The following is a 20,651-nucleotide window of genomic DNA, read 5'->3' on the forward strand; positions in this document are numbered from 1 at the left end:
TTTAAAAACATATATTTGCGTTTTCAAAAAATAAGCGATGAAAATAGCTATTGTAGGTACAAGAGGAATACCAAACCATTACAGCGGGTTTGAGCAGTTTGCCGAATATTTTTCTGTGTACCTTGCAGATAAAGGGCATGACGTTTACGTATACAACTCCCATAACCACTTATACCAGGAAAAAACCTTTAAAGGGGTAAACCTTATACACAAGCATGACCCGGAATATAAGCTGGGTACGTTTGGGCAGTTTATTTACGATTATAACTGTATTACAGATTCCCGCAAACATAATTTTGATGTTATACTTCAGCTTGGTTACACAAGCAACTCTATATGGTATTTTTTACTGCCCAAAAAACCGGTTATAGTAACTAATATGGATGGGCTGGAGTGGAAACGCTCTAAATATTCGCCATCGGTTCAAAAATTTTTAAAGTTTGCCGAAAAACTTGCTGCTAACAGTAGTGATTACATGGTAGCCGATTCTTTAGGTATACAATCATACCTTAAAAACAAATACAAAAAAGACTCGCAGTATATACCTTATGGCGCACACCCGTTTACAACGCCAGATGATGCTATTTTAAAAGAATATGGTGTAGAGAAAGGTGCCTACAACATGATCATTGCCCGCTTTGAACCCGAAAATAACATAGACATGGTATTGCAGGGTGTAGCAGATGGCAATGATAAAACTACCATACTGATAGTGGGCAACAATACCACAAAGTATGGCGAATACCTAAAAAAGAAATATGAATCTTATAACAATATTAGGTTTACCGGTGGTATTTTTAACATAACTTATTTAAATAACCTGCGTTATTACTCTAAGCTTTATTTTCATGGGCACTCTGTGGGGGGTACAAACCCGTCGTTGCTGGAGGCCATGGCATCAAGGGCATTTATTATAGCACACAATAACGATTTTAACCGCGCTATACTTAAAGATAATGCTTACTACTTCTCTAATCCGGCAGAGGCGGCACAGCTGCTTACCACCCTTAAAAGAGAGGAGAATTTAGAAAAAATTGACAATAATTATAATGCCATAGTGCACGATTTTAACTGGGATAAGATTAATGGCGAATATCTACAATTTTTCGAGGAATGCTTTGCTAAAAAGAATAGGCCTGTCTCCGGGTAAAAAACTTTTGGTTTTTTTATTATCGCTTGTAGCAATAACAATTCCTATGGGCAATGTGTATAACAGTATCTCAATTATATTTTTTGTACTGTTATCTGTACTGGCTGTACGCCGGCAGGATGTTTCTTTCAGGTCTGTATTGTTATGGCCGGTACTGTTATTTTTATTAATGGTTGCCTCTGTATTATGGTCTGTAAACTGTACTGCATCTATAAAGGCACTGGGCAAAGAGGCATCGCTCATTTTTATACCGCTCGCTTTCTTTTTAAACAGGCGCCTGGGCCGCCGCGGTGTAGATGATATTTTAAAAAACTACAGCATAGGCATGTGCCTTTTTGGCCTGTATTGCTTAATAAGGGCAATAGTAAGGTATACTGCCACCGGCAATGCAAATGTTCTTTTTTACCATGAGCTTGCCGGGGTGGGGCTTAATGCTATATACCTCTCTGTACTTTTTTCGCTGGCATTGTTCGAGTTCTTATCCAGAACGCACAAAACCATTATGGGTAATGTTTCTATGCTTTTTTTATTGATAATGGTTTTTATGCTATCCTCTAAAAATATAATTTTTATAGACGTAGTTCTTATAATTAATTACTACCTGTTCTTTTCGGGTATGGCAAAAAAAGCCAGGATAACCGCTATAGCAACGTTTTGCATTCTTGCAGCAATATTGGGCTACTATGGCAAAATATACCAAAGGTTTGTTCATGAAACAGAGACAGGTGCTACAGTAACTTCTATGGGCATACATAATGTAACAATAAATGAAGCATGGAGTAACAATCAATTTTCGTCTAACGACTATTTTAACGGTACTGCTTTTCGTACCTACCAAATACGGATATTTACAGAGATGCTGCAGGAAGACCCTATATTATTTACCGGTTATGGGCTTAATAACTCCGGCATTAAAATAGAGGCTAAGGGAAATGAGCATAACCTGTACCACGGTAACGATGAAAATGTGGGCTATAATAAGCTAAATTTTCATAACCAGTATGTAGAAGCCTTTGCCGATTTGGGCATTTTTGGTGTACTCATCATTTTTATAATGGCCATTATCAATTTGGTAAACGGCATTAAACAAAAATATTTTGTGCATATTGCTTTTGCAATTCTTATGATAAGCTTATTTTTGACCGAGACATTTTTATGGAGGCAAAGGGGCGTAGTATTTTTTACAGTTTTTTATTGCCTTTTTAACGACTTGTATCCGCAACGTGTATTTAAGCCGGCACAAGCTCCCGATGCTTAGGTTTAGATATTGAGTGGTTTACACTCAATGTGGTAACTATTTATTAAAAAGAGAGAAATAAACCTCTCTCAGGATTTATACATATAATGATTTTATCTGACAGGGAAGGGTACTCAAAATATCTGAGATTAATCAACATCAGTTTTGATGTTTTAGTAATTACGCTGCTCTTTCCCATGTTTTTTACGGGCCTTGGGTTAAACAACCTGCATTTTGGTATATACCAATTTGTGTGCTGGTCTATTATAGCTTATTTTTCAGAGTTTTACGAAGTATACAGATACACTCCGCCACAGCAAATAGGAGCCATGCTGGTTAAGCAGGGCATTATATTCCTGTTAGTGGTAATAGCATTTTTTCCTTTTGCAAAGCAAACAGTTTTTAGTGGCGAGGCTACGGCTAAGTACATGGTTGTAATATTTGCATTAATTACACTCTTTAAATTCCTGCTGTTTTATTACCTTAAAAAATACAGGATGGTTACCGGTAGCAATTACAGGAACGCAGTAATTATAGGCTATACACAGGACGCCCTTAGATTAAAAAGTTTTTTTGAAGAAAAAACAGAATATGGCTACCGCTTTTCGGGGTTTTTTTCTGATACGGCAGTAAACAATGATGTAAAAGGCCGCATTGCAGATATTAAAACCTTTGTAAAAGAAAATCACATAGACGAAATTTACTGCTCCCTTAACGAGCTTAGCAATGACCAGCTAAAAGACCTTGTTAACTTTGCCGATATTACAAACAAAACCATAAAATTTATACCCGATACTAAAGAGATATTCTCTAAAAACCTGCGTATAGATTACTATGAGTTTTTTCCGGTACTGTCTTTACGCAAAACAGCGTTACACGAACCTGCAGCACAAGTTATAAAGCGGGTTTTTGATATTGCATTTTCTATGCTGGTTATTATACTTGTATTGTCATGGCTTGCACCTCTGCTTGCCATACTTATAAAGTTAGAATCTAAAGGGCCTGTGTTCTTTAAGCAAAGCCGCCCCGGGCATAACGAAAAAGAATTTTTTTGCTACAAATTTCGTTCCATGCAAATAAACGAAACCACAGAGCAGTCTGTAACCAGGAACGACCCCCGTGTAACCCGTATAGGCAAGTTTATACGCAAAACAAGTATAGACGAGCTGCCGCAGTTTTTAAACGTGCTGCATGGAGAAATGTCTGTAGTGGGGCCGCGACCGCATTTATGGACGCAGAATAACCTTTACAGCAGCAGGATTAAAAAATACATGGTGCGCCTGTATGTTAAGCCCGGTATTACAGGGCTGGCACAGGTAAGGGGCTTTAGGGGCGAAATTACTAACGACGAAGACATGATAAACCGCATTAAGTATGATGTGTTTTATATAGAGAACTGGTCGCTGCTCCTTGATTTTAAAATTATAATACAAACAGTGGTAAACATATTTATGGGCGAAGAAAAAGCTTATTAATAATTACCTTTGCAAAAATAAACACACAACAACATGAATATTTTACTACTTGGTTCTGGAGGGAGGGAGCATGCACTTGCATGGAAAATGCTGCAAAGCCCATTGTGCAATACCCTTTTTGTAGCGCCGGGCAATGCCGGTACTGCCACAATAGCACAAAATATAAACATTAGCCCCCTTGATTTTGAAGCGATAAAAAGCTTTGTTTTAGAGCAGGCTGTAAACATGGTTGTTGTGGGTCCCGAAGACCCTTTAGTAAAAGGCATATACGATTTTTTTAAAAATGATGCCGCCCTTGCAGCTATTCCTGTTATAGGCCCGTCTCAGCATGGTGCAGAGCTGGAAGGCAGTAAAGAGTTTGCTAAAAAATTCCTTGTAAAAAATAATATCCCTACTGCCGCTTACGATAGTTTTACTAAAGAAACCGTAGAGCAGGGCTGTGCTTTTTTAGAAACCCTGCAGGCGCCATACGTGCTTAAAGCAGATGGTCTTGCGGCCGGTAAAGGCGTGCTTATATTGCAGGATCTTGCCGAAGCGCAACAGGAGCTTAGAAACATGCTTGTAGGCGAAAAATTTGGCCAGGCAAGTACTAAGGTTGTTATAGAAGAATTTCTTGATGGTATAGAGCTTAGCTGCTTTGTACTTACCGATGGTAAAAGCTATAAAGTATTGCCTACTGCTAAAGATTACAAACGCATAGGCGAAGGCGATAAAGGGCTTAACACGGGTGGTATGGGTGCTGTATCTCCGGTGCCGTTTGCAGATGATGCTTTTATGCAAAAAGTAGAAGAGCGTGTTGTTAAACCTACTATTCAGGGTCTAATAAACGATAATATAGATTACAAAGGGTTTGTATTCATAGGGCTTATAAAAGTGGGCGACGACCCGTTTGTAATAGAATACAACGTGCGTATGGGCGACCCGGAAACCGAAGTGGTAATACCAAGATTACAAAGTGACCTTGTAGAATTATTTATTGCTGTGGCAAACCAAAAACTGGATGAAACCGTACTATCTGTAAACCCTAAAAGTGCTGCAACAGTAATGTTAGTATCTGGCGGTTATCCTGAAGATTATGAAAAAGGGAAAGTAATTACAGGCCTTAATAAGGTAGAAGGTTCTATAGTATTTCATGCCGGTACAAGCGTGAGCGGAGATGATGCCGTTAGTGCCGGTGGCCGTGTGCTTGCTGTAACATCTTACGGGCATGATTATAAAGAAGCCATAAAAAAATCTTACCAAAACATAGCATTACTACATTTTGATAAGATGTATTTTAGAACAGATATAGGCTTCGACTTATAATTAAGATAAGAACGAGTGCGCTGTAGTATCCTGATTGTCTTCTCCGGTTTTGTCAAAAATTGCAATTTGTTTACACCAGTATACAAAAGCTGCACAGCAAATAAGGATAAACATCCAAGTTATTGTGTTGGCAGTCCACCAGTTAGCTAACTCAAGGTTGCGTAAAAAATGCAACGGAACAAAAAGGAAATCAGTAAAAAAAGATCCTATGGCTTCAAAAAATGCTGTCATTTTCAGATAAGTATTATAGTTCAGTCACAAATGTATAAAATAATCACATGTTAGCAAGTATTTTTAGTAAATCAAGGCCCATAAATTACGTTTTAATTGGCGGTGCACTTGTTTTGTTCTATGCCATGTATGTGCTTAAAGATACGTCGTGGACAAATTCGTACATTTTAGTAATAAAAAAACTGTGCTTGCTATTACTATTAGGAGGGTCATTACTGCTTACAGGCTTTATAACATTAAGGAACACATTAACCAGGGCAAACAGTTATGCCCTGGCTTTGTTCCTGTTTTTTTTGGTGCTTTTTCCTACCACACTTATAAACGAAAATATAATTATTGCAAACTTTTTCCTGCTGCTGTCACTGCGCAGGCTTATCTCGCTGCAATCACTTATAACCCCAAAAGAAAAAATATTCGACGCTTCCTTCTGGATATTTGCCGCCACGATATTCCACTTTTGGTGTATACTGTTTATAATTCTGGTATTCATATCAATAGTGTTTCACGTATCGCGCGATTACCGCAACTGGATTATACCTTTTATAGCCTTTTTTGCAGTAGCTGTATTGTATTTAATGATAGGGCTTATGGTGGGGCACCAGTTCTTTAACCACATACTCGAAGAGGTTACCCCGGGTTTTGATTTTACGTATTTTGAAAACGTTTATCAAAATATTGCTCTTGCCCTCTATGCCTCAATAGTTGTTTTATTTGTATGGCCATATACTATTGGGCTAAGCAGTAAACCTTTAAACCTGCAGGCATCTCATAAAAAAGTACTGTTCTCGTTTCTTGCCGGGGTGGGTATTTATGTATTATCTGCCGGTAAAAACAATAGTTTTCTTGCCTTTACCTTTGCGCCACTTGCTATTATGGGGGCAAATTTTATAGAAGCCCAGGATAATAAATGGATACGCGAAGCCGCCCTTATGGGAGTAATGGCGATTGCCATTTTTATATTTTTTATGCAGTTATAGCTTAACGCCATAAGCCAGGTCGCCGGCATCGCCAAGTCCCGGTACTATATATTTCTTGTCGTTAAGGTGGCTATCTGTATCGGCTATCCATAAATGGCAGTTATCAGGCAGTTGTTGCTGTACATAAGCAATACCTTCCGGAGCAGCAATAACCACGGCAATATGAATTTCTTTAGGCAATTCATTTTCCAGTAACTTTTTAAATACCGCTACTAACGATAACCCTGTGGCAAGCATAGGGTCGGCTAATATTAATATCTTGTCGTTTAAAGATGGTACAGCCTTATAATCTACCTGAATATCAAAGGCATCATCGTTGTTATAATGATGGCGGTAGGCAGATATAAACCCGTTCTCTGCATCATCAAAAGAAGAAAGCAGGCCATCATGCAATATTAATCCGGCACGTAAAATAGAGCATATTACTATGGGGGTTTGTATGGCTGTAGTATTTTTTATGCCTAAAGGTGTAGTTACAGCTACAGGTGCATAAGACAGCGATTTGCTAATTTCATACGCCATTATTTCGCCTATGCGCTGCATATTTTTACGAAAGCGCAGGCTGTCTTTCTGAACATTTACATCACGTATCTGTGCCAAAAAATGGTTGAGTATGCTGTTGTTTTTAGAAAGGTTATGTACCTGCATTTTACGTTTAATTTTGTATTATGAGGATAAAAGTATTAAAACTATATTTGTAAAAAAATAAAAAGTATGTTTTCAGGTATCGCCTATCCTATTTTTGAACAAAGCATAAACGACTATCACCAGTATGACAGCGTAGACCAACCTATTAACAACCCTTTTGGTAAGGATAAAATAGAGCACTTGCTTTATGCCAAAAACTGGGTAGATACTGTGCAATGGCATTTTGAAGATATTATTCGTAACCCCGATATAGACCCTGTGGCAGCACTTACGCTTAAGCGTAAAATTGATGCATCTAACCAGGAACGTACAGATATGGTAGAGTATATAGACAGCTATTTCCTGCAGCAATACAGCAATGTAACGCCAAATGAAAATGCCACCATAAACTCTGAAAGCCCGGCATGGGCTATAGACAGGCTGTCTATACTTGCACTTAAAATTTACCACATGAACGAGGAGGCCACCCGAGAAGATGCCTCTGCAGAACACAGGCTTAAATGTACAGAGAAACTTAATATATTATTAGAGCAAAAAAAGGATCTTAGCACTGCTATAGATACCCTGCTTACTGATATTGAGGCAGGTACTAAATTTATGAAAGTATACAAGCAAATGAAAATGTATAACGACAACGAGCTTAACCCTGTGCTTTACCAAAACAAAAAATAGGCTGAATGCCACACAAAAAAAGACAAAAGCACCTGCTCATTTTGCGGTTTTCGGCTATGGGCGATGTTGCTATGACGGTGCCTGTAATACGGGCACTTGTGCAGCAATACCCGGATGTTAAGGTAACTGTGGCATCGCGCGGCAGCTACAGGGCTTTTTTTGAAAATATACCTAATGTAAACTTTTATGAAACTGATTTTGAACGGTTTCATAAAGGTTTTTTTGGTTTATGGAAGTTGTTTAAAGAACTGCGCAACCTGCACATTTATGCCGTAGCCGATTTGCATAACGTTATGCGGTCTAAGGTTATAACAAAACTGTTTGCATTTAAGGGTAAAAAAACAGCTACTACAGATAAGCTTCGTAAGGAGCGGGCACAGCTCACAGCTCTTAAAAATAAAGTTTTTAAACCACTGCCGCAGGTTACCCTAAGGCATGCCGATGTATTGGCACAACTGGGTTTCCCTATAGATCTTGACAATGTTAACTTTCCACCGGTACAGGTTCTTAGCGATGATGTTATAGCCGTTACCGGTACTAAAACCGGCAGGTGGATAGGTATAGCGCCCTTTGCCCAGCATAAAGGCAAGGTATACCCCAAAGACTTAATGGTAGAAGTTATAAACAAGCTTGCCAATACTCCCGATACTAAGGTTTTTCTTTTTGGAGGGGGCAGGGCAGAGTCTAAAATATTAAAGGAATATGCAAACGGGCATCCGGATATTATAGTTATAGCAGGCGGGCTGTTTATATTAAGACAGGAACTTAAACTTATAAGCAACCTGGATGTTATGATAAGTATGGATAGTGCTAATGCACACATGGCAGCCATGCAGGGTGTAAAAGTAATTACCCTTTGGGGTGCTACCCACCCTTATGCAGGTTTTGGGCCATTTAAACAGCCTTTAAGCAATGCGTTAGTGTCTGACAGGGATAAATATCCTATGCTGCCCACCTCTATTTATGGTAATAAAGTGGTACCGGGTTATGAAGATGCCATGCGCACCATAACACCGGCAGCTGTTATAGCCAGGGTAAATGAGGTGCTAAGTAAATAACTATACTACTTTTTGAAGATAGAACTTGCGGCCATCGGCAGCAGTATGCTCCATAAAATCGGTCTTTTTAAACGCCCTGTAGTAAAACATATAGGGCTTTAGGTTTTTAGCAACGCTGTTAAGCGATATCACAAAATCTTTTAAATTAGTGCTAAAAACAATAACCTTATTATCAGTCTGTGCGGTAAAAAGGTTGCTTAAGTCGTTTATCATGCCGCAAAAATACGCTATTATTTTGTGAGACACAAACCCGCCTATGCATGAACAGCTAACGTGTTTTGCTAATCAGTATCAAACGGGATAAGTAATAAACCTACAAGGTTTTTAAAACCTTGCAGGGGCCGGAAAATACTGTGTGTAGTAAGTAATCAGGGTGTAAAACCTACAAGGTCTTTAAGACCTTGTAAGTTGTTATATTTAATATTCTATGCTTACAAGTATGTAAACAAATTACCAAATAAACATATTTTACAAATTACACATGTATAATTTCATCCTCTATTAATAATTCTTCACGGCGCATGCGCAGTAATACCTGTGCTGTGGCAACCACATCTTTTTCGCAGTAGGTTACAATACGGTCTATATCTTTTTCTACATGAAAAACATGCCCCACCTGAGAGCCATCTATATCGCCTTTAGGTGATGGGATGCCTAATATTTTTGTCATTAATTTTAGCGAGGTAAAACTTTTAAAATCGCCAAATTTCCATAGCTCCATAGTATCAAGGTGCGGTACTTCCCACGGTTTTTTACCAAACAGGTTTAACTTGGGCGGTATGGGCACGCTGTTTATTATCATGCGGCGGGCAATAAATGGAAAATCAAATTCTTTAGCATTATGGCCGCACATTATATGTTGTGGCTGGCTAAAATGGTTATTAAGCAGGTTGCTGAAGTCTTTAAGTATTTTGATTTCTTCGCCAAAAAAAGACGTAACCCTAAAGTGGCGTATGTCTCCCTTAAAAGTAAAATACCCTGCAGAGAGGCACACTATCTTGCCAAACTCGGCCCAGATACCTGCACGGTCATAAAACTCCTCGGCAGTAAAATCGTCCTTGCGCTGGTATTGGGTTTTCAGGCTGTAAAGTTCGCGGGTTTCATCGTCCAGCAGGTTAAAATGTTCCTGCTCCGGCACCGTCTCTATATCCAGGAAAAGTATGTTTTCAAGCTTTATTCTCTCAATCATCGTTTATTTTTTTGCCAATTATACAAATTAGTTCTTCTCTTTAACGAAGCTATAATTTGTGGCAATTAGTGTAATTTGTGGCTAAGTTTTATTTAGCTCCGGCTTTTGTTAATGCTTTGCTGTTTCCCTCGCCCTCATTAGGTTTTAACAGGCCAAGCATTTTATACGCTTCGTCTACATATACATAAAAATCGTTACTGTGTGGGTCGTTTTCGGTTTGCAGGCCTTTCTTATGACCCAGGCGTGTAATGATAAGTTTATCCTGAGGGACAACAATTACAAACTGGCCTAAGTGGCCACGCATATAATACATTTTTTTGCCAAGATAAGTTTTTAACCACCAGCCGTAACCATATTGTGGCGATGCAGCAAAGCGCGGATTGACCATTTTTTGCACATCGGTACTATCTAACAATCTGGTGCCGTTCCAGTTGCCATTATGCTCAAATAACTTACCAAAGCGCGAAAAATCACGGGCATTACTGGCAAAGCAGCAATATGCTTTTTCTATACCATCTTTATGGTCGGTTTGCCAAAGGGCATCGTTTTCTGCACCCATAGGCTGCCAGAACTTCTCTGATACATAGTCAGACAAATGTTTGCCTGTCGCTTTTACAATTACCATAGCAAGCAACTCAGTAGCGCCACTCACGTATTCAAAATTCTTGCCCGGTTCTCTTGTAACGCCTACATTAAGCATGGTTTTTTCTAACTCAGTACCAAAATAAGCACGGGTAGTTATAGAAAAGGCACTGCTGTATTTTTCGTCCCAGTCTAAACCCGTAGCCATAGACGATAAGTCGCCCACGGTTAAGTTGGCAGCCAGGCCTTTACTAAACTCGGGAAAGTAGTCGCCCACCTTCTGGTCAAGGCTTTTTATTTTTCCCTCCTCTATAGCTTTAAACAGCGCCGCCGATGTTACACTTTTAGCCATACTAAACGAGTTGGATTTAGAATCCTTACCGTACCCATCGTAATAGCTTTCGTGCCATATACTGTCATTCTTAATTATAAGGTAAGCCACAGTACCAAGCTCTTTGTGTACTTCTTCCAGCCTTGCGGTCGCTTTTATTTTATTATAATCTTTAGCAACAGGCCATGATTGCGCAGTACCTTTTTTTACAACACGGTTATCAAAATGCACATAATCGTCAAGATAGGCGGTGGTTTTGCCGTGTAAATACACCACCCTCACTGCCTTTAGCAAATAGTCTACATTAAATATATACAGCAGTGCTACGGCCACAGCTAAAAATGCTATTAGCCCAATGAGGAATTTTTTAATGAATTTCATAAAAGGTGGTTATGATGGAATGCTACGAATTTAAGCAAAATTTGTTTACATCTAAAAGTGATTGAGATAACACATTTGAGCTAATTTGTATTGACAGGTAATAAGTTTCAAATCAATTGTATAAAACAAAAACCCACGAACTGCATTAGCAATTCGTGGGTTTTTAAAAATTTATAAACTATTCCATTATTTTTCAAGATTCTGTGAGATGGCCACACCTTTACGATATAACTTTGCCTTTATGAAACGACACAGAGGCTTAAAGCGATATTACAAAAATCTTTATATTCAGAATGATTTTGATAAAATTACAGGCTTAAAGTTTGATAACCCCTTTAATTGGCCTTTAAACCTGCATTTGCATTTTGACTGGTACAGATATGGCAACAACAGTTTTAAACGAAGAGCGCCACATCTTGACAAATTATTCAGGCACTTTGATTTACTGGCTGAAAAAATTAATGAAACGCAATCTGGCAACACGTTATATGCTATAATTTTAGACTATTATAGTGGCAGCGATGCTATTTTTATCGACCATAAAAGTTCAGTTAATGGGAACCTTACTTTTAAAGTTGAAGATTTATCAGTAGTAAGTACTCTTACCAATGAAGCGTTGATTGAGTATTTAGAAAAGCTGACAGGGTATGAAAAATTATACGGACAGGCCAATGAAGCATTTTGTTTTCTTTTTAAGAAGGATAGCGATAGTACTTTTGATAATCAGTAACATACTTTAACCTCTTTTTAAGAACTGTAGTGTATACATCTTAATTATTTTATTTTCTTCTTTTATCCTGAAACAAAAGAAGCAATCCCGATAGCTATCGGGACAAGGCTCTAACTTCTTATGCTACAAATTTCAAGCTTCCGCTAAATCATTTGAACTCGCTGCGCTCAAACAGCAAATGATTTTTAACGGCATAGATTCACTCAAATCTGCTTACTCATAACCCAAATATATTTCTTCTGAAAATACTTGTGCAAACGATAGTTTGAGCGGTTGGGGCAGTGGAATTTACATTCCACAATTACAAGATTGCTTTGCGCTTCGAGATGGGTGTTCCATTTCGAAAGGAGCGCAGCGGAATTGAGAAATCTTAATACATTAGAATTTCCTTCAACCAAATAAAACAAAAACCCACGAACTGCATTAGCAATTCGTGGGTTTTTAAAAATTTATAAACTATTCTATTATTTTCTCGACATTTTATCGGCAAGGATAATAGCGTTGTAAGCATTTACAATTTTACCAGATCTTGAAAGATCTGAGAAAGGCTTAACATTTTCAGGGTCTCCGCCGGCTACTACATCAAATGTAATAGGAAGGCCGGACTCCATGATAATTTGTTTTACCTGTGGTGCCTTAAGGTTAGGGTAGTATGAGCGTATTAATGCTGCAACACCCGCCGCGTTAGGCGATGCCATAGAAGTACCCTGTAAGAAAGAGTAGGTATCGTTAGGCGTAGTAGCATATATCCTTACACCCGGCGAGAAAACGTCTACCTTAGTTTTACCGTAGTTAGAAAATTCTGCAACCAGTTCCGGGCCATAGTTATAGCTAATAGCACCTATGGTAAGAACGTTGTTAGTATACTCTGTAAGTGTGTTTTTATCATCGTTAGGGTAACGTTCAGATGTATCTCCATCAAGATCGGTGCTTTCATTACCTGCAGCAAAAACTACAAGAACATCTTTATCGGCTGCATATTTAAGTGCATCATAAACCCAGTCGCTGTGTGGCGAGTAGTATTTACCAAAACTACCGTTTATTACTTTAGCACCATTGTCTACCGCATAGCGTATAGCAAGGGCAACATCTTTATCGTACTCATCGCCATCCGGCACGGCACGAACACTCATAATTTGTACATGCTCTGTAGCAACACCGTCGCCACCCAGGTTATTACCCCTGCCTTGTGCAATAATACCGGCAACGTGAGTACCGTGTTTAGCACCTTCTTTTTCCGGGCCTGTTACATTATTATTACCATAGCTTTTGTTAGTAAAATCATCCGGGTTGTCGCCTAATATTTTACGCGCATCATACTCCTTATTAAGGTGGTATTTAAGCTCGCTGTCATAATGCTCTGCACCGCTTTTTACCTGCTCTATAAGTTCTGTGCGGGGTACCCTTGCCAAGAACTGGACAAAACGGCCTTTAACAGCATTAAGCATCTGGTCGTCTGTCTTTAGTTTTTCAAGGTCTTCGGCAGTATAGTTTTCCTTCCCTGTTTTTTCCTGGAACGATTTGTCGGCTTTCAGGATAAAATCCATCTGCTGCTTGTTTGCCTTAGCCTCGTTAACCTCTTTATCAAATTCTGCCTTTGCTTTTTTGTACGTTGCAGATCCGTCATCGCCTTTTTTAAGGATACGCACAAACTCCATATTTTCGTGCTCTATATCGCCCAGGAAGTTCCATCCGTGTATATCGTCAATATAGCCGTTCTTATCATCGTCAATACCGTTACCTGCAATTTCTTTAGGGTTAGTCCATATAACCTCTTTAAGGTCCGGATGAGCAATATCTACACCACTGTCTATAACACCTACAACAACTTTAGTGCTTTTACGGTCTTTAAGCAGTTCATAAACGCGGTCTACACTCATACCGGGAATGGTATCTTTTAAAAGATCGAGGTCGCTCCAGCGTTTTTCCTGCACTTCTGTAAGGTTTGCTTTTTTAGCCGTAATAGGCGTAGTTATAGCAAGAGGCTCGGCAGTGATTTTTTTTGCACCACAGCTTGCAAGAAACAATGCTAATGCTGCGGAAAGGTAAATGGATTTAAATTTCATTATCTGATTAAATTACTTTAGTAGAAAATTTGTCGAAAGTATTGCGAATTTGTTACACAAAAGTACACATTAACATTAGATTAATATATCTGCAGCTTTAAAAACTTCTTTTAGCCGCACACCTTTATCGGTATGCTGTACCGTTATAACCTCGTGGTGTGCATCATGCCCCAATAGTAAATAATGGCCAGTATCTGCTGCTGCATTCAAAAATTTTGCCTTTTCGTCTATAGTTAAAAGCGGGCGGGTGTCATACCCCATAACATACGGTAGCGGAATGTGGCCCGTGGTAGGCAGCATATCGGCAGCAAAAATTATGGTCTTGCCGTTATACTCTATCTGCGGTAGCATTTGCTTTTCGGTATGGCCGTCGGCAAAAAATATCCCAAATCCCAGTTCGCTTTTCTCAACAAAATCGCCATTCGGGCGTTGTACAAATTTTAGCTGTCCGCTTTCCTGCATTGGTAAAATATTCTCCGATAAAAAAGAAGCTTTCTCGCGGGCATTAGGTTTGGTTGCCCATTCCCAATGGTTATCGTTCGTCCAGAAATGCGCATTTTTAAAAGCCGGTTCATAGCCCGTGCGGTCTTTGTTCCACTGTATGGCACCGCCCACATGGTCAAAATGCAGGTGGGTTAAAAAAACATCGGTAACATCGTCGCGGCTAAAGCCATGTTGCGCCAGCGATTTATCTATAGAGTGGTCACCCCATAGCGAGTAGTACCCAAAAAACTTATCGCCCTGCTTGTTGCCCATGCCAGTATCTATCAGGGTAAGGCGGTCGCCATCTTCTACCAGCAGGCAGCGTGCGGCCATATCTATCAGGTTATTACTATCGGCAGGGTTGGTTTTGTTCCATATAGTTTTTGGCACCACGCCAAACATAGCGCCACCGTCGAGCTTAAAATTGCCGCTCTCTATTGTATATAATTTCATAGTTAAAGATTTGCACAGCCAAATTAACTATTTTAAAGTAAACTATTGGTATAAGTATTGCTTATACTGCTATATGTATAAATAAGACACCTATTATTGCTTTACGCAAAAATGTGGTATCTTTGCACTAAATTTAGACTAATTTTTAAAGTAACTGAATTATGATAAAAGTATCTGATACAGCAAAAAAGAGAGCCGTCATGCTTATGGAGGATGAAGGTTTTAATGCCGTTACCGATTATATACGAGTAGGTGTTAAAAGTGGTGGATGTTCAGGCTTGTCATACGAACTGAAATTTGACAATGCGCTTAGCGAAACTGATAAAGTATTTGAAGACAATGGCGTTAAGATAGCCGTAGACAAAAAAAGCGTATTGTACCTTGCCGGTACCGTGCTGGAGTTTAGTGGTGGCCTTAACGGTAAAGGCTTTGTTTTTAATAACCCAAATGCCAGCAGGACCTGCGGGTGTGGGGAGAGTTTTTCACTGTAAAGTTTAACGTTTAGGGTTTCAGGTTTAAAGTTGTTTAAGGCCTGAAAATTAAACCCGCAATGTTTATCCATAATTAACACGTTATTTCAGTACTGTTTTGTGTTTGAGTAAGCAACCTTAAACTTTAAACTTTAAACCTGGAACAAAAGAAGATGAGTAAATACACAGAAGATGATTTAAAGATCGAACTCGAAACTAAAGAGTATGAGTACGGTTTTTATACTGATATAGAGAGTGATACCTTTCCTAATGGGCTAAGCGAAGACATTGTGCGTGCCCTTTCTTTAAAAAAGGAAGAACCGCAATGGATGACCGACTGGCGCCTTGAGGCTTATCGCGCATGGGTGCAAATGACTGAGCCTGAATGGGCAAACGTGCATTATGTTAAGCCCGATTTTCAGGCAATATCCTATTACTCTGCCCCTTTAAAAAAGGCAAAGTATGAGAGCCTGGATGAGGTAGACCCTGAGTTGCTTGAAACGTTTAAGAAACTGGGCATCTCTATAGACGAGCAAAAAATGCTGAGCGGCGTAGCGGTAGACATCGTTATGGACTCGGTATCGGTTGCCACGACATTTAAAAAGACGCTTGCCGAAAAAGGCATTATATTCTGCTCTATATCTGAGGCTATTAAAGAGCACCCGGAACTGGTACAGAAATATCTTGGCAGCGTAGTACCGCAAAGAGACAACTTTTATGCAGCACTTAATGCCGCCGTTTTTAGCGACGGTTCGTTTTGCTACATCCCTAAAGGGGTGCGTTGCCCTATGGAATTAAGCACGTACTTCCGTATTAACCAGGCAGGAACAGGCCAGTTTGAGCGTACGCTTGTAGTGGCAGATGAAGGTAGTTATGTTAGCTACCTTGAAGGCTGTACTGCTCCAAGCCGCGACGAGAACCAACTCCATGCCGCCGTGGTAGAGCTTATTGCCCTTGACGATGCCGAGATTAAATACAGCACCGTGCAAAACTGGTTCCCCGGTAATAAAGAGGGTAAAGGCGGTGTATATAACTTTGTAACCAAACGCGGTATTTGCGAGAAAAACGCAAAAATATCATGGACACAAGTAGAAACCGGTAGTGCCGTTACCTGGAAATACCCAAGCTGCATACTTAAAGGAGATAACTCTGTAGGAGAATTTTATTCTATCGCGGTTACCAATAACTTTCAGCAGGCAGATACGGGTACTAAAATGATACACCTTGGCAAGAATACCAGGAGTACCATTATATCTAAAGGTATATCGGCAGGAAAATCGCAAAACAGCTATCGTGGCCTTGTGCAAATAGGCAGCCGTGCAGATAATGCACGTAACTTCTCGCAGTGCGACTCATTACTTATGGGCAACAATTGTGGGGCGCATACGTTCCCGTACATAGAATCTAAAAATACATCGGCTAAAATAGAGCACGAGGCTACGACAAGTAAAATTGGCGAAGACCAGGTGTTTTACTGCAACCAGCGTGGTATCCCTACAGAGAAAGCTATTGCCCTTATTGTAAATGGCTTTAGCAAAGAGGTACTTAATAAACTACCTATGGAGTTTGCTGTAGAAGCGCAAAAATTGCTGGAGATAAGCTTAGAGGGAAGTGTGGGATAATAATTTGTTCAAGGTTTAAGGTTTAAAGTTCTACTCTAACCCTAAATGTTTCTTTTGAATAATGGCTACAATAAAAAGATTCGAAGATTTAGAAATTTGGCAGGAAGCAAGATTATTGGCAAAAGAGATTCATTTGGTTTCTATTGGCACTGGTTTAAAAACCGATTTCAAACTTCGTGATCAGATTAAAGCATCTTCTGGTTCAGTTATGGATAATATATCAGAAGGGTTTGAAAGAAATGGGAACATTGAATTTAGACAGTTTTTATCAATAGCAAAAGGATCAGCCGGTGAAGCAAGATCACAATTATATAGAGTTTTAGATTTTGGATATATCAGTGAAGAGCAATTTATAGCTCTGAAAGAGAGATTTGAAAACTTAAGCGGGAAAATAAATAATTTTATAATCTATTTGAATAATAAGGATTTTAGGGGTACAAAGTTCCAATAGGCAACTTTAAACCTTAAACCTTAAACAAAAAAACTAATGTTAAGTATAAAAAACCTACACGCTCGCGTAGAAGACAAAGATATTTTAAGAGGTATTAACCTTGAGGTTAAAGCCGGTGAAGTACATGCCATAATGGGTCCTAACGGGTCTGGTAAAAGTACATTATCGTCTGTAATTGCCGGAAACGAAAATTATGAAGTAACCGATGGTAATATTTACCTTGAAGGCGAAGATATCAGTGAGTTTGCCCCCGAAGAAAGGGCACACAAGGGTGTTTTCCTTTCGTTTCAGTATCCGGTAGAAATTCCCGGAGTATCTGTAACTAACTTTATGAGAACCGCAATTAACGAAAGCCGTAAAGCCAATGGCCTTGAAGAAATGCCGGCTAACGAAATGCTGAAACTTATCCGCGAGAAAAGTGAGCTTTTAGAGATAGACCGTAAATTCTTATCGCGCTCGCTTAACGAAGGTTTTTCGGGTGGCGAAAAGAAACGTAACGAGATCTTCCAGATGGCAATGCTGGAGCCTAAACTGGCTATTCTTGATGAAACCGACTCAGGGCTTGATATTGATGCACTTCGTATTGTGGCAAATGGTGTAAACAAACTACGCAGCGAAAACAACGCAGTTATTGTTATTACCCACTACCAAAGGCTGCTTGACTATATTGTTCCAGACTTTGTACACGTACTTTACAATGGTAAAATTGTAAAAAGCGGTGGTAAAGAACTGGCTTACGAACTTGAAGAAAAAGGTTACGACTGGATAAGGTCGGAAAATTAATATTTGTTTAAGGTTTAAAGTTTAAAGTTGCTATTATAACGGTTTACCGTTCCTCAACTTTAAACGTTAAACATTGAACTTTAAACAAACTAATGAATAATGGATTTAAAAGAAAAACTATTATCTTCTTTTATAGCTTTTGAAGAGCGTATAGATGTAAACTCTGATTTGCACAACGTTCGTACAGAGGCTTTAAAGAATTTCGAAAATAAAGGCTTCCCTACTAAAAAAGAAGAAGCCTGGAAATACACATCGCTAAACGCCGTTCTTAAAAACGATTTTAGCGTATTCCCTAAAGAGGACAGTGCTATAAATTACCCTGATGTAAAAAAATACTTTTTGCACGAAATAGATACTTTTAAACTGGTGTTTATAGACGGTGTGTTTAGCTCATTCCTGTCTTCTACCACACACGATGGGCAGGATATCTGCTTAATGTCTTCGGCATTAACAAAGCCTAAGTATAAAGAGGTTATAGATACCTATTTTAATAAAATAGCAAATACAGATGATAGCCTTACCTCGCTAAATACAGCTTTTGCCAGTGAGGGTGCCTTTATAAACATCCCTAAAAGCAAGATTGCCGATAAGCCTATCGAGATCATGTATTTTTCTACCGGTAACGAGGCTGCCCTTATGGTACAGCCGCGCAACCTTATTATTGTGGGCGAAAATGCACAGGTACAAATTATAGAGAGGCACCAAAGCCTTAATGGTAATCCTGTTTTAACGAATAGCGTTACCGAAATTTTTGCACAGGAAAGTTCTATTGTAGATTACTACAAGATACAAAACGACGTGCTTACTGCAAACCTTGTAGACAATACTTACATTGCCCAAAAAGGTAAAAGCAACGCATCTGTACACACCTTCTCTTTTGGAGGTAACATAACAAGGAACAACCTTAATTTTTACCACCAGGGTGAGCGTATTGAGAGCACCCTTAAAGGTATTACACTTATAGGCGATAAGCAACTTGTAGACCACTACACGCTGGTACGCCACGCTACACCTAACTGCGAGAGCCACCAAAATTATAAAGGTATTTTTGATGGTAATGCAACGGGGGTATTTAACGGAAAAATATATGTTGAGAAAGAAGCCCAGAAAACGGATGCTTTTCAGCAGAATAACAATATATTGATAAGTGAGAAAGCTACCATTAATGCAAAACCTCAGTTAGAGATCTTTGCTGATGATGTAAAGTGTTCTCACGGCTGTACAGTAGGCCAGCTCGATGAGAGCGCTATGTTTTACATGCAAAGCCGTGGTATTCCTAAAAAAGAAGCTAAGGCTTTACTTATGTATGCTTTTAGCAACGAAGTTATAGAAAGTATAAAAATACCGGAACTTAAAGCACGTATTACAAAACTTATTGCCTCTAAACTTGGTGTAAATATAGGCTTCGATTTGTAAATATCCGGCTTAAATATAGCAATACATAAAGTGCCTCTATACAGAGGCATTTTTTATGTATTATATGGAGTAGTTATTCTTCGGTTTTTTTTGCTATGCAAAATGTGCTTATGCCAAAAGGAAATGAGAACAATCGCAGCATTTTATTTTCTAATAGTAAAAGATTTAGCATTGCAGTGTTTACAAAACTTTTGCCCATTGCAATATCGCTTACCGCAGATTTGTCTTTTTTTAATTTACCGCTTACTTTTCTAAACAGGAATACCGGGGTAAACAGGAAAAAATTCCAGTACCCTGATTTAACAACTTTAAGGTTTTGCTCTTTAAATCGGGCTTTCAGTTCAGCTTTTGTATACCTGCGGTAGTGCATATTAATATCATCATGATAACTCCATAAAGACATAAATGCCGGAACAAAAACATACATTGTGCCCCCTTTATTTAAAAGGGTTTTCCAGTTTGCAAGGGCCTTGCTATCGTGCTCAAGGTGCTCAAGGCAGTCTGATGCAATTATAATATCAAATTTTTGGGTAAGTGTAATATCCTGCCCATCCATTACATAAGAATTTTTAATACCGTTAGCCTTACTGTTCTTTATTGCCTGTTCACTAATATCAATCCCGTAAAGGTTGTTAATTGCAAAGCCAAGTTTTTCTGCATCTTTAAGAAAAACTCCCGATGAGCATCCAATATCTAATATTTTACTGTCTTTAGGGGCATTTTTAATCAGGTCTAATAAATAATCACGCCTTGATTTAAACCACCAATGATCTGTTTCAACATCATGATATTGTTTTTCATAATCTTTTTGCATAGTGCGAAATTCTAATAATTATGTAAGGCATTTAAGTAAAATACCGCTAATACTACTTCTAAATTTTTAAGTAAAGATATTTATTTATGCAGAGCGAACATCCTATTTTACTATACTCTTTGATGGT

21 protein-coding genes are annotated in these 20,651 nt (G+C 38.8%); 13 read left to right on the forward strand and 8 right to left on the reverse strand.

Annotation, left to right across the window (positions count from 1 at the left end; genetic code table 11):
• The first annotated feature begins 37 nt into the window (after positions 1-37).
• The 4 genes from F565_RS0119595 to purD all read left to right on the forward strand — a co-directional run bounded on the left by F565_RS0119595 (position 38) and on the right by purD (position 5,167).
• Positions 38-1,150 carry a DUF1972 domain-containing protein gene (locus F565_RS0119595; protein ID WP_020214948.1) on the forward strand — a complete coding sequence of 371 codons (1,113 nt, stop codon included), beginning with the start codon at positions 38-40 and terminating at the stop codon, positions 1,148-1,150.
• Entirely contained in the window at positions 1,086-2,408 is a 1,323-nt protein-coding gene (locus tag F565_RS0119600) for an O-antigen ligase family protein (protein WP_081621370.1), read from the forward strand. Before F565_RS0119595 ends, F565_RS0119600 begins: the two co-directional genes overlap by 65 nt.
• Before the next feature lie 86 nt (positions 2,409-2,494).
• Entirely contained in the window at positions 2,495-3,862 is a 1,368-nt protein-coding gene (locus F565_RS0119605) for an undecaprenyl-phosphate glucose phosphotransferase (RefSeq protein ID WP_035642679.1), read from the forward strand.
• 33 nt (positions 3,863-3,895) lie between these two features.
• Positions 3,896-5,167 carry a phosphoribosylamine--glycine ligase gene (purD, locus tag F565_RS0119610; protein ID WP_020214951.1) on the forward strand — a complete coding sequence of 424 codons (1,272 nt, stop codon included), beginning with the start codon at positions 3,896-3,898 and terminating at the stop codon, positions 5,165-5,167.
• Here the strand turns inward: purD and F565_RS0119615 are convergent, their stop codons facing one another.
• A complete protein-coding gene (locus F565_RS0119615) occupies positions 5,168-5,398 on the reverse strand; it encodes a DUF6341 family protein (protein WP_020214952.1) in 231 nt (76 codons plus the stop codon).
• A gap of 47 nt (positions 5,399-5,445) precedes the next feature.
• Between F565_RS0119615 and F565_RS0119620 the strand changes: the two genes are divergently transcribed.
• Complete coding sequence (locus F565_RS0119620) at positions 5,446-6,375, forward strand: DUF6427 family protein (protein ID WP_020214953.1); 930 nt, start codon at positions 5,446-5,448, stop codon at positions 6,373-6,375.
• Here F565_RS0119620 and upp read toward each other — a convergent pair.
• Positions 6,370-7,023, reverse strand: a complete 654-nt coding sequence (gene upp, locus F565_RS0119625; protein ID WP_020214954.1) for a uracil phosphoribosyltransferase — start codon at positions 7,021-7,023, stop codon at positions 6,370-6,372. The two genes, F565_RS0119620 and upp, sit on opposite strands and share 6 nt — an antisense overlap.
• 66 nt (positions 7,024-7,089) lie before the next feature.
• Between upp and F565_RS0119630 the strand changes: the two genes are divergently transcribed.
• Together F565_RS0119630 and F565_RS0119635 are read left to right on the forward strand one after the other, a co-directional pair.
• Positions 7,090-7,695, forward strand: a complete 606-nt coding sequence (locus F565_RS0119630) for a DUF4254 domain-containing protein (protein WP_020214955.1) — start codon at positions 7,090-7,092, stop codon at positions 7,693-7,695.
• Between the two features lie 5 nt (positions 7,696-7,700).
• The gene (locus tag F565_RS0119635) at positions 7,701-8,753 is read left to right on the forward strand and encodes a glycosyltransferase family 9 protein (protein WP_020214956.1); all 1,053 of its coding nucleotides are present in this window, start codon (positions 7,701-7,703) and stop codon (positions 8,751-8,753) included.
• Here the strand turns inward: F565_RS0119635 and F565_RS0119640 are convergent, their stop codons facing one another.
• The 3 genes from F565_RS0119640 to F565_RS0119650 all read right to left on the reverse strand — a co-directional run bounded on the left by F565_RS0119640 (position 8,754) and on the right by F565_RS0119650 (position 11,236).
• Complete coding sequence (locus F565_RS0119640) at positions 8,754-8,966, reverse strand: hypothetical protein (protein WP_020214957.1); 213 nt, start codon at positions 8,964-8,966, stop codon at positions 8,754-8,756.
• A gap of 262 nt (positions 8,967-9,228) precedes the next feature.
• Positions 9,229-9,942, reverse strand: coding sequence for a 3'-5' exonuclease (locus F565_RS0119645; RefSeq protein ID WP_020214958.1), 714 nt, complete (start codon positions 9,940-9,942; stop codon positions 9,229-9,231).
• Positions 9,943-10,030: 88 nt separating this feature from the next.
• Positions 10,031-11,236 (reverse strand): serine hydrolase domain-containing protein, encoded by a 1,206-nt coding sequence (locus F565_RS0119650; RefSeq protein ID WP_020214959.1) that lies wholly within the window; start codon positions 11,234-11,236, stop codon positions 10,031-10,033.
• Positions 11,237-11,477: 241 nt separating this feature from the next.
• Between F565_RS0119650 and F565_RS0119655 the strand changes: the two genes are divergently transcribed.
• Positions 11,478-11,966, forward strand: coding sequence for a hypothetical protein (locus F565_RS0119655; protein WP_020214960.1), 489 nt, complete (start codon positions 11,478-11,480; stop codon positions 11,964-11,966).
• Positions 11,967-12,430: 464 nt separating this feature from the next.
• Here the strand turns inward: F565_RS0119655 and F565_RS0119660 are convergent, their stop codons facing one another.
• Positions 12,431-14,032, reverse strand: a complete 1,602-nt coding sequence (locus F565_RS0119660) for a S8 family peptidase (protein WP_020214961.1) — start codon at positions 14,030-14,032, stop codon at positions 12,431-12,433.
• A gap of 75 nt (positions 14,033-14,107) precedes the next feature.
• On the reverse strand, positions 14,108-14,968 hold the full coding sequence (locus tag F565_RS0119665) for an MBL fold metallo-hydrolase (RefSeq protein ID WP_020214962.1): 861 nt from the start codon (positions 14,966-14,968) through the stop codon (positions 14,108-14,110).
• A gap of 161 nt (positions 14,969-15,129) precedes the next feature.
• On the opposite strand from F565_RS0119665, the gene F565_RS0119670 reads away from it, so the two are divergent.
• The 5 genes from F565_RS0119670 to sufD all read left to right on the forward strand — a co-directional run bounded on the left by F565_RS0119670 (position 15,130) and on the right by sufD (position 19,710).
• Positions 15,130-15,459, forward strand: coding sequence for a HesB/IscA family protein (locus F565_RS0119670; RefSeq protein WP_020214963.1), 330 nt, complete (start codon positions 15,130-15,132; stop codon positions 15,457-15,459).
• Positions 15,460-15,611: 152 nt separating this feature from the next.
• Entirely contained in the window at positions 15,612-17,060 is a 1,449-nt protein-coding gene (sufB, locus tag F565_RS0119675) for a Fe-S cluster assembly protein SufB (RefSeq protein ID WP_020214964.1), read from the forward strand.
• 61 nt (positions 17,061-17,121) lie between these two features.
• The gene (locus F565_RS0119680; RefSeq protein WP_020214965.1) at positions 17,122-17,511 is read left to right on the forward strand and encodes a four helix bundle protein; all 390 of its coding nucleotides are present in this window, start codon (positions 17,122-17,124) and stop codon (positions 17,509-17,511) included.
• A 36-nt stretch (positions 17,512-17,547) separates the two neighbouring features.
• Positions 17,548-18,294 (forward strand): Fe-S cluster assembly ATPase SufC, encoded by a 747-nt coding sequence (gene sufC, locus F565_RS0119685; protein ID WP_020214966.1) that lies wholly within the window; start codon positions 17,548-17,550, stop codon positions 18,292-18,294.
• Positions 18,295-18,393: 99 nt separating this feature from the next.
• Positions 18,394-19,710, forward strand: a complete 1,317-nt coding sequence (sufD, locus tag F565_RS0119690; protein WP_020214967.1) for a Fe-S cluster assembly protein SufD — start codon at positions 18,394-18,396, stop codon at positions 19,708-19,710.
• Positions 19,711-19,783: 73 nt separating this feature from the next.
• Here sufD and F565_RS0119695 read toward each other — a convergent pair whose 3' ends face one another.
• Positions 19,784-20,524: a class I SAM-dependent methyltransferase gene (locus F565_RS0119695; protein ID WP_020214968.1), complete on the reverse strand. Its 741-nt coding sequence runs from the start codon at positions 20,522-20,524 to the stop codon at positions 19,784-19,786.
• Positions 20,525-20,651: the final 127 nt, after the last annotated feature.

It is taken from the genome of Flavobacterium rivuli WB 3.3-2 = DSM 21788 (assembly GCF_000378485.1).
GTDB lineage: Bacteria > Bacteroidota > Bacteroidia > Flavobacteriales > Flavobacteriaceae > Flavobacterium > Flavobacterium rivuli.

Coding starts and splice junctions, on each gene's coding strand:
- F565_RS0119595 (WP_020214948.1), top strand. CDS start 38: ATGAAAATAGCTATTGTAGGTACAAGAGGAATACCAAACCATTACAGC.
- F565_RS0119600 (WP_081621370.1), top strand. CDS start 1,086: ATGGCGAATATCTACAATTTTTCGAGGAATGCTTTGCTAAAAAGAATA.
- F565_RS0119605 (WP_035642679.1), top strand. CDS start 2,495: ATGATTTTATCTGACAGGGAAGGGTACTCAAAATATCTGAGATTAATC.
- purD (WP_020214951.1), top strand. CDS start 3,896: ATGAATATTTTACTACTTGGTTCTGGAGGGAGGGAGCATGCACTTGCA.
- F565_RS0119615 (WP_020214952.1), bottom strand. CDS start 5,398: ATGACAGCATTTTTTGAAGCCATAGGATCTTTTTTTACTGATTTCCTT.
- F565_RS0119620 (WP_020214953.1), top strand. CDS start 5,446: ATGTTAGCAAGTATTTTTAGTAAATCAAGGCCCATAAATTACGTTTTA.
- upp (WP_020214954.1), bottom strand. CDS start 7,023: ATGCAGGTACATAACCTTTCTAAAAACAACAGCATACTCAACCATTTT.
- F565_RS0119630 (WP_020214955.1), top strand. CDS start 7,090: ATGTTTTCAGGTATCGCCTATCCTATTTTTGAACAAAGCATAAACGAC.
- F565_RS0119635 (WP_020214956.1), top strand. CDS start 7,701: ATGCCACACAAAAAAAGACAAAAGCACCTGCTCATTTTGCGGTTTTCG.
- F565_RS0119640 (WP_020214957.1), bottom strand. CDS start 8,966: ATGATAAACGACTTAAGCAACCTTTTTACCGCACAGACTGATAATAAG.
- F565_RS0119645 (WP_020214958.1), bottom strand. CDS start 9,942: ATGATTGAGAGAATAAAGCTTGAAAACATACTTTTCCTGGATATAGAG.
- F565_RS0119650 (WP_020214959.1), bottom strand. CDS start 11,236: ATGAAATTCATTAAAAAATTCCTCATTGGGCTAATAGCATTTTTAGCT.
- F565_RS0119655 (WP_020214960.1), top strand. CDS start 11,478: ATGAAACGACACAGAGGCTTAAAGCGATATTACAAAAATCTTTATATT.
- F565_RS0119660 (WP_020214961.1), bottom strand. CDS start 14,032: ATGAAATTTAAATCCATTTACCTTTCCGCAGCATTAGCATTGTTTCTT.
- F565_RS0119665 (WP_020214962.1), bottom strand. CDS start 14,968: ATGAAATTATATACAATAGAGAGCGGCAATTTTAAGCTCGACGGTGGC.
- F565_RS0119670 (WP_020214963.1), top strand. CDS start 15,130: ATGATAAAAGTATCTGATACAGCAAAAAAGAGAGCCGTCATGCTTATG.
- sufB (WP_020214964.1), top strand. CDS start 15,612: ATGAGTAAATACACAGAAGATGATTTAAAGATCGAACTCGAAACTAAA.
- F565_RS0119680 (WP_020214965.1), top strand. CDS start 17,122: ATGGCTACAATAAAAAGATTCGAAGATTTAGAAATTTGGCAGGAAGCA.
- sufC (WP_020214966.1), top strand. CDS start 17,548: ATGTTAAGTATAAAAAACCTACACGCTCGCGTAGAAGACAAAGATATT.
- sufD (WP_020214967.1), top strand. CDS start 18,394: ATGGATTTAAAAGAAAAACTATTATCTTCTTTTATAGCTTTTGAAGAG.
- F565_RS0119695 (WP_020214968.1), bottom strand. CDS start 20,524: ATGCAAAAAGATTATGAAAAACAATATCATGATGTTGAAACAGATCAT.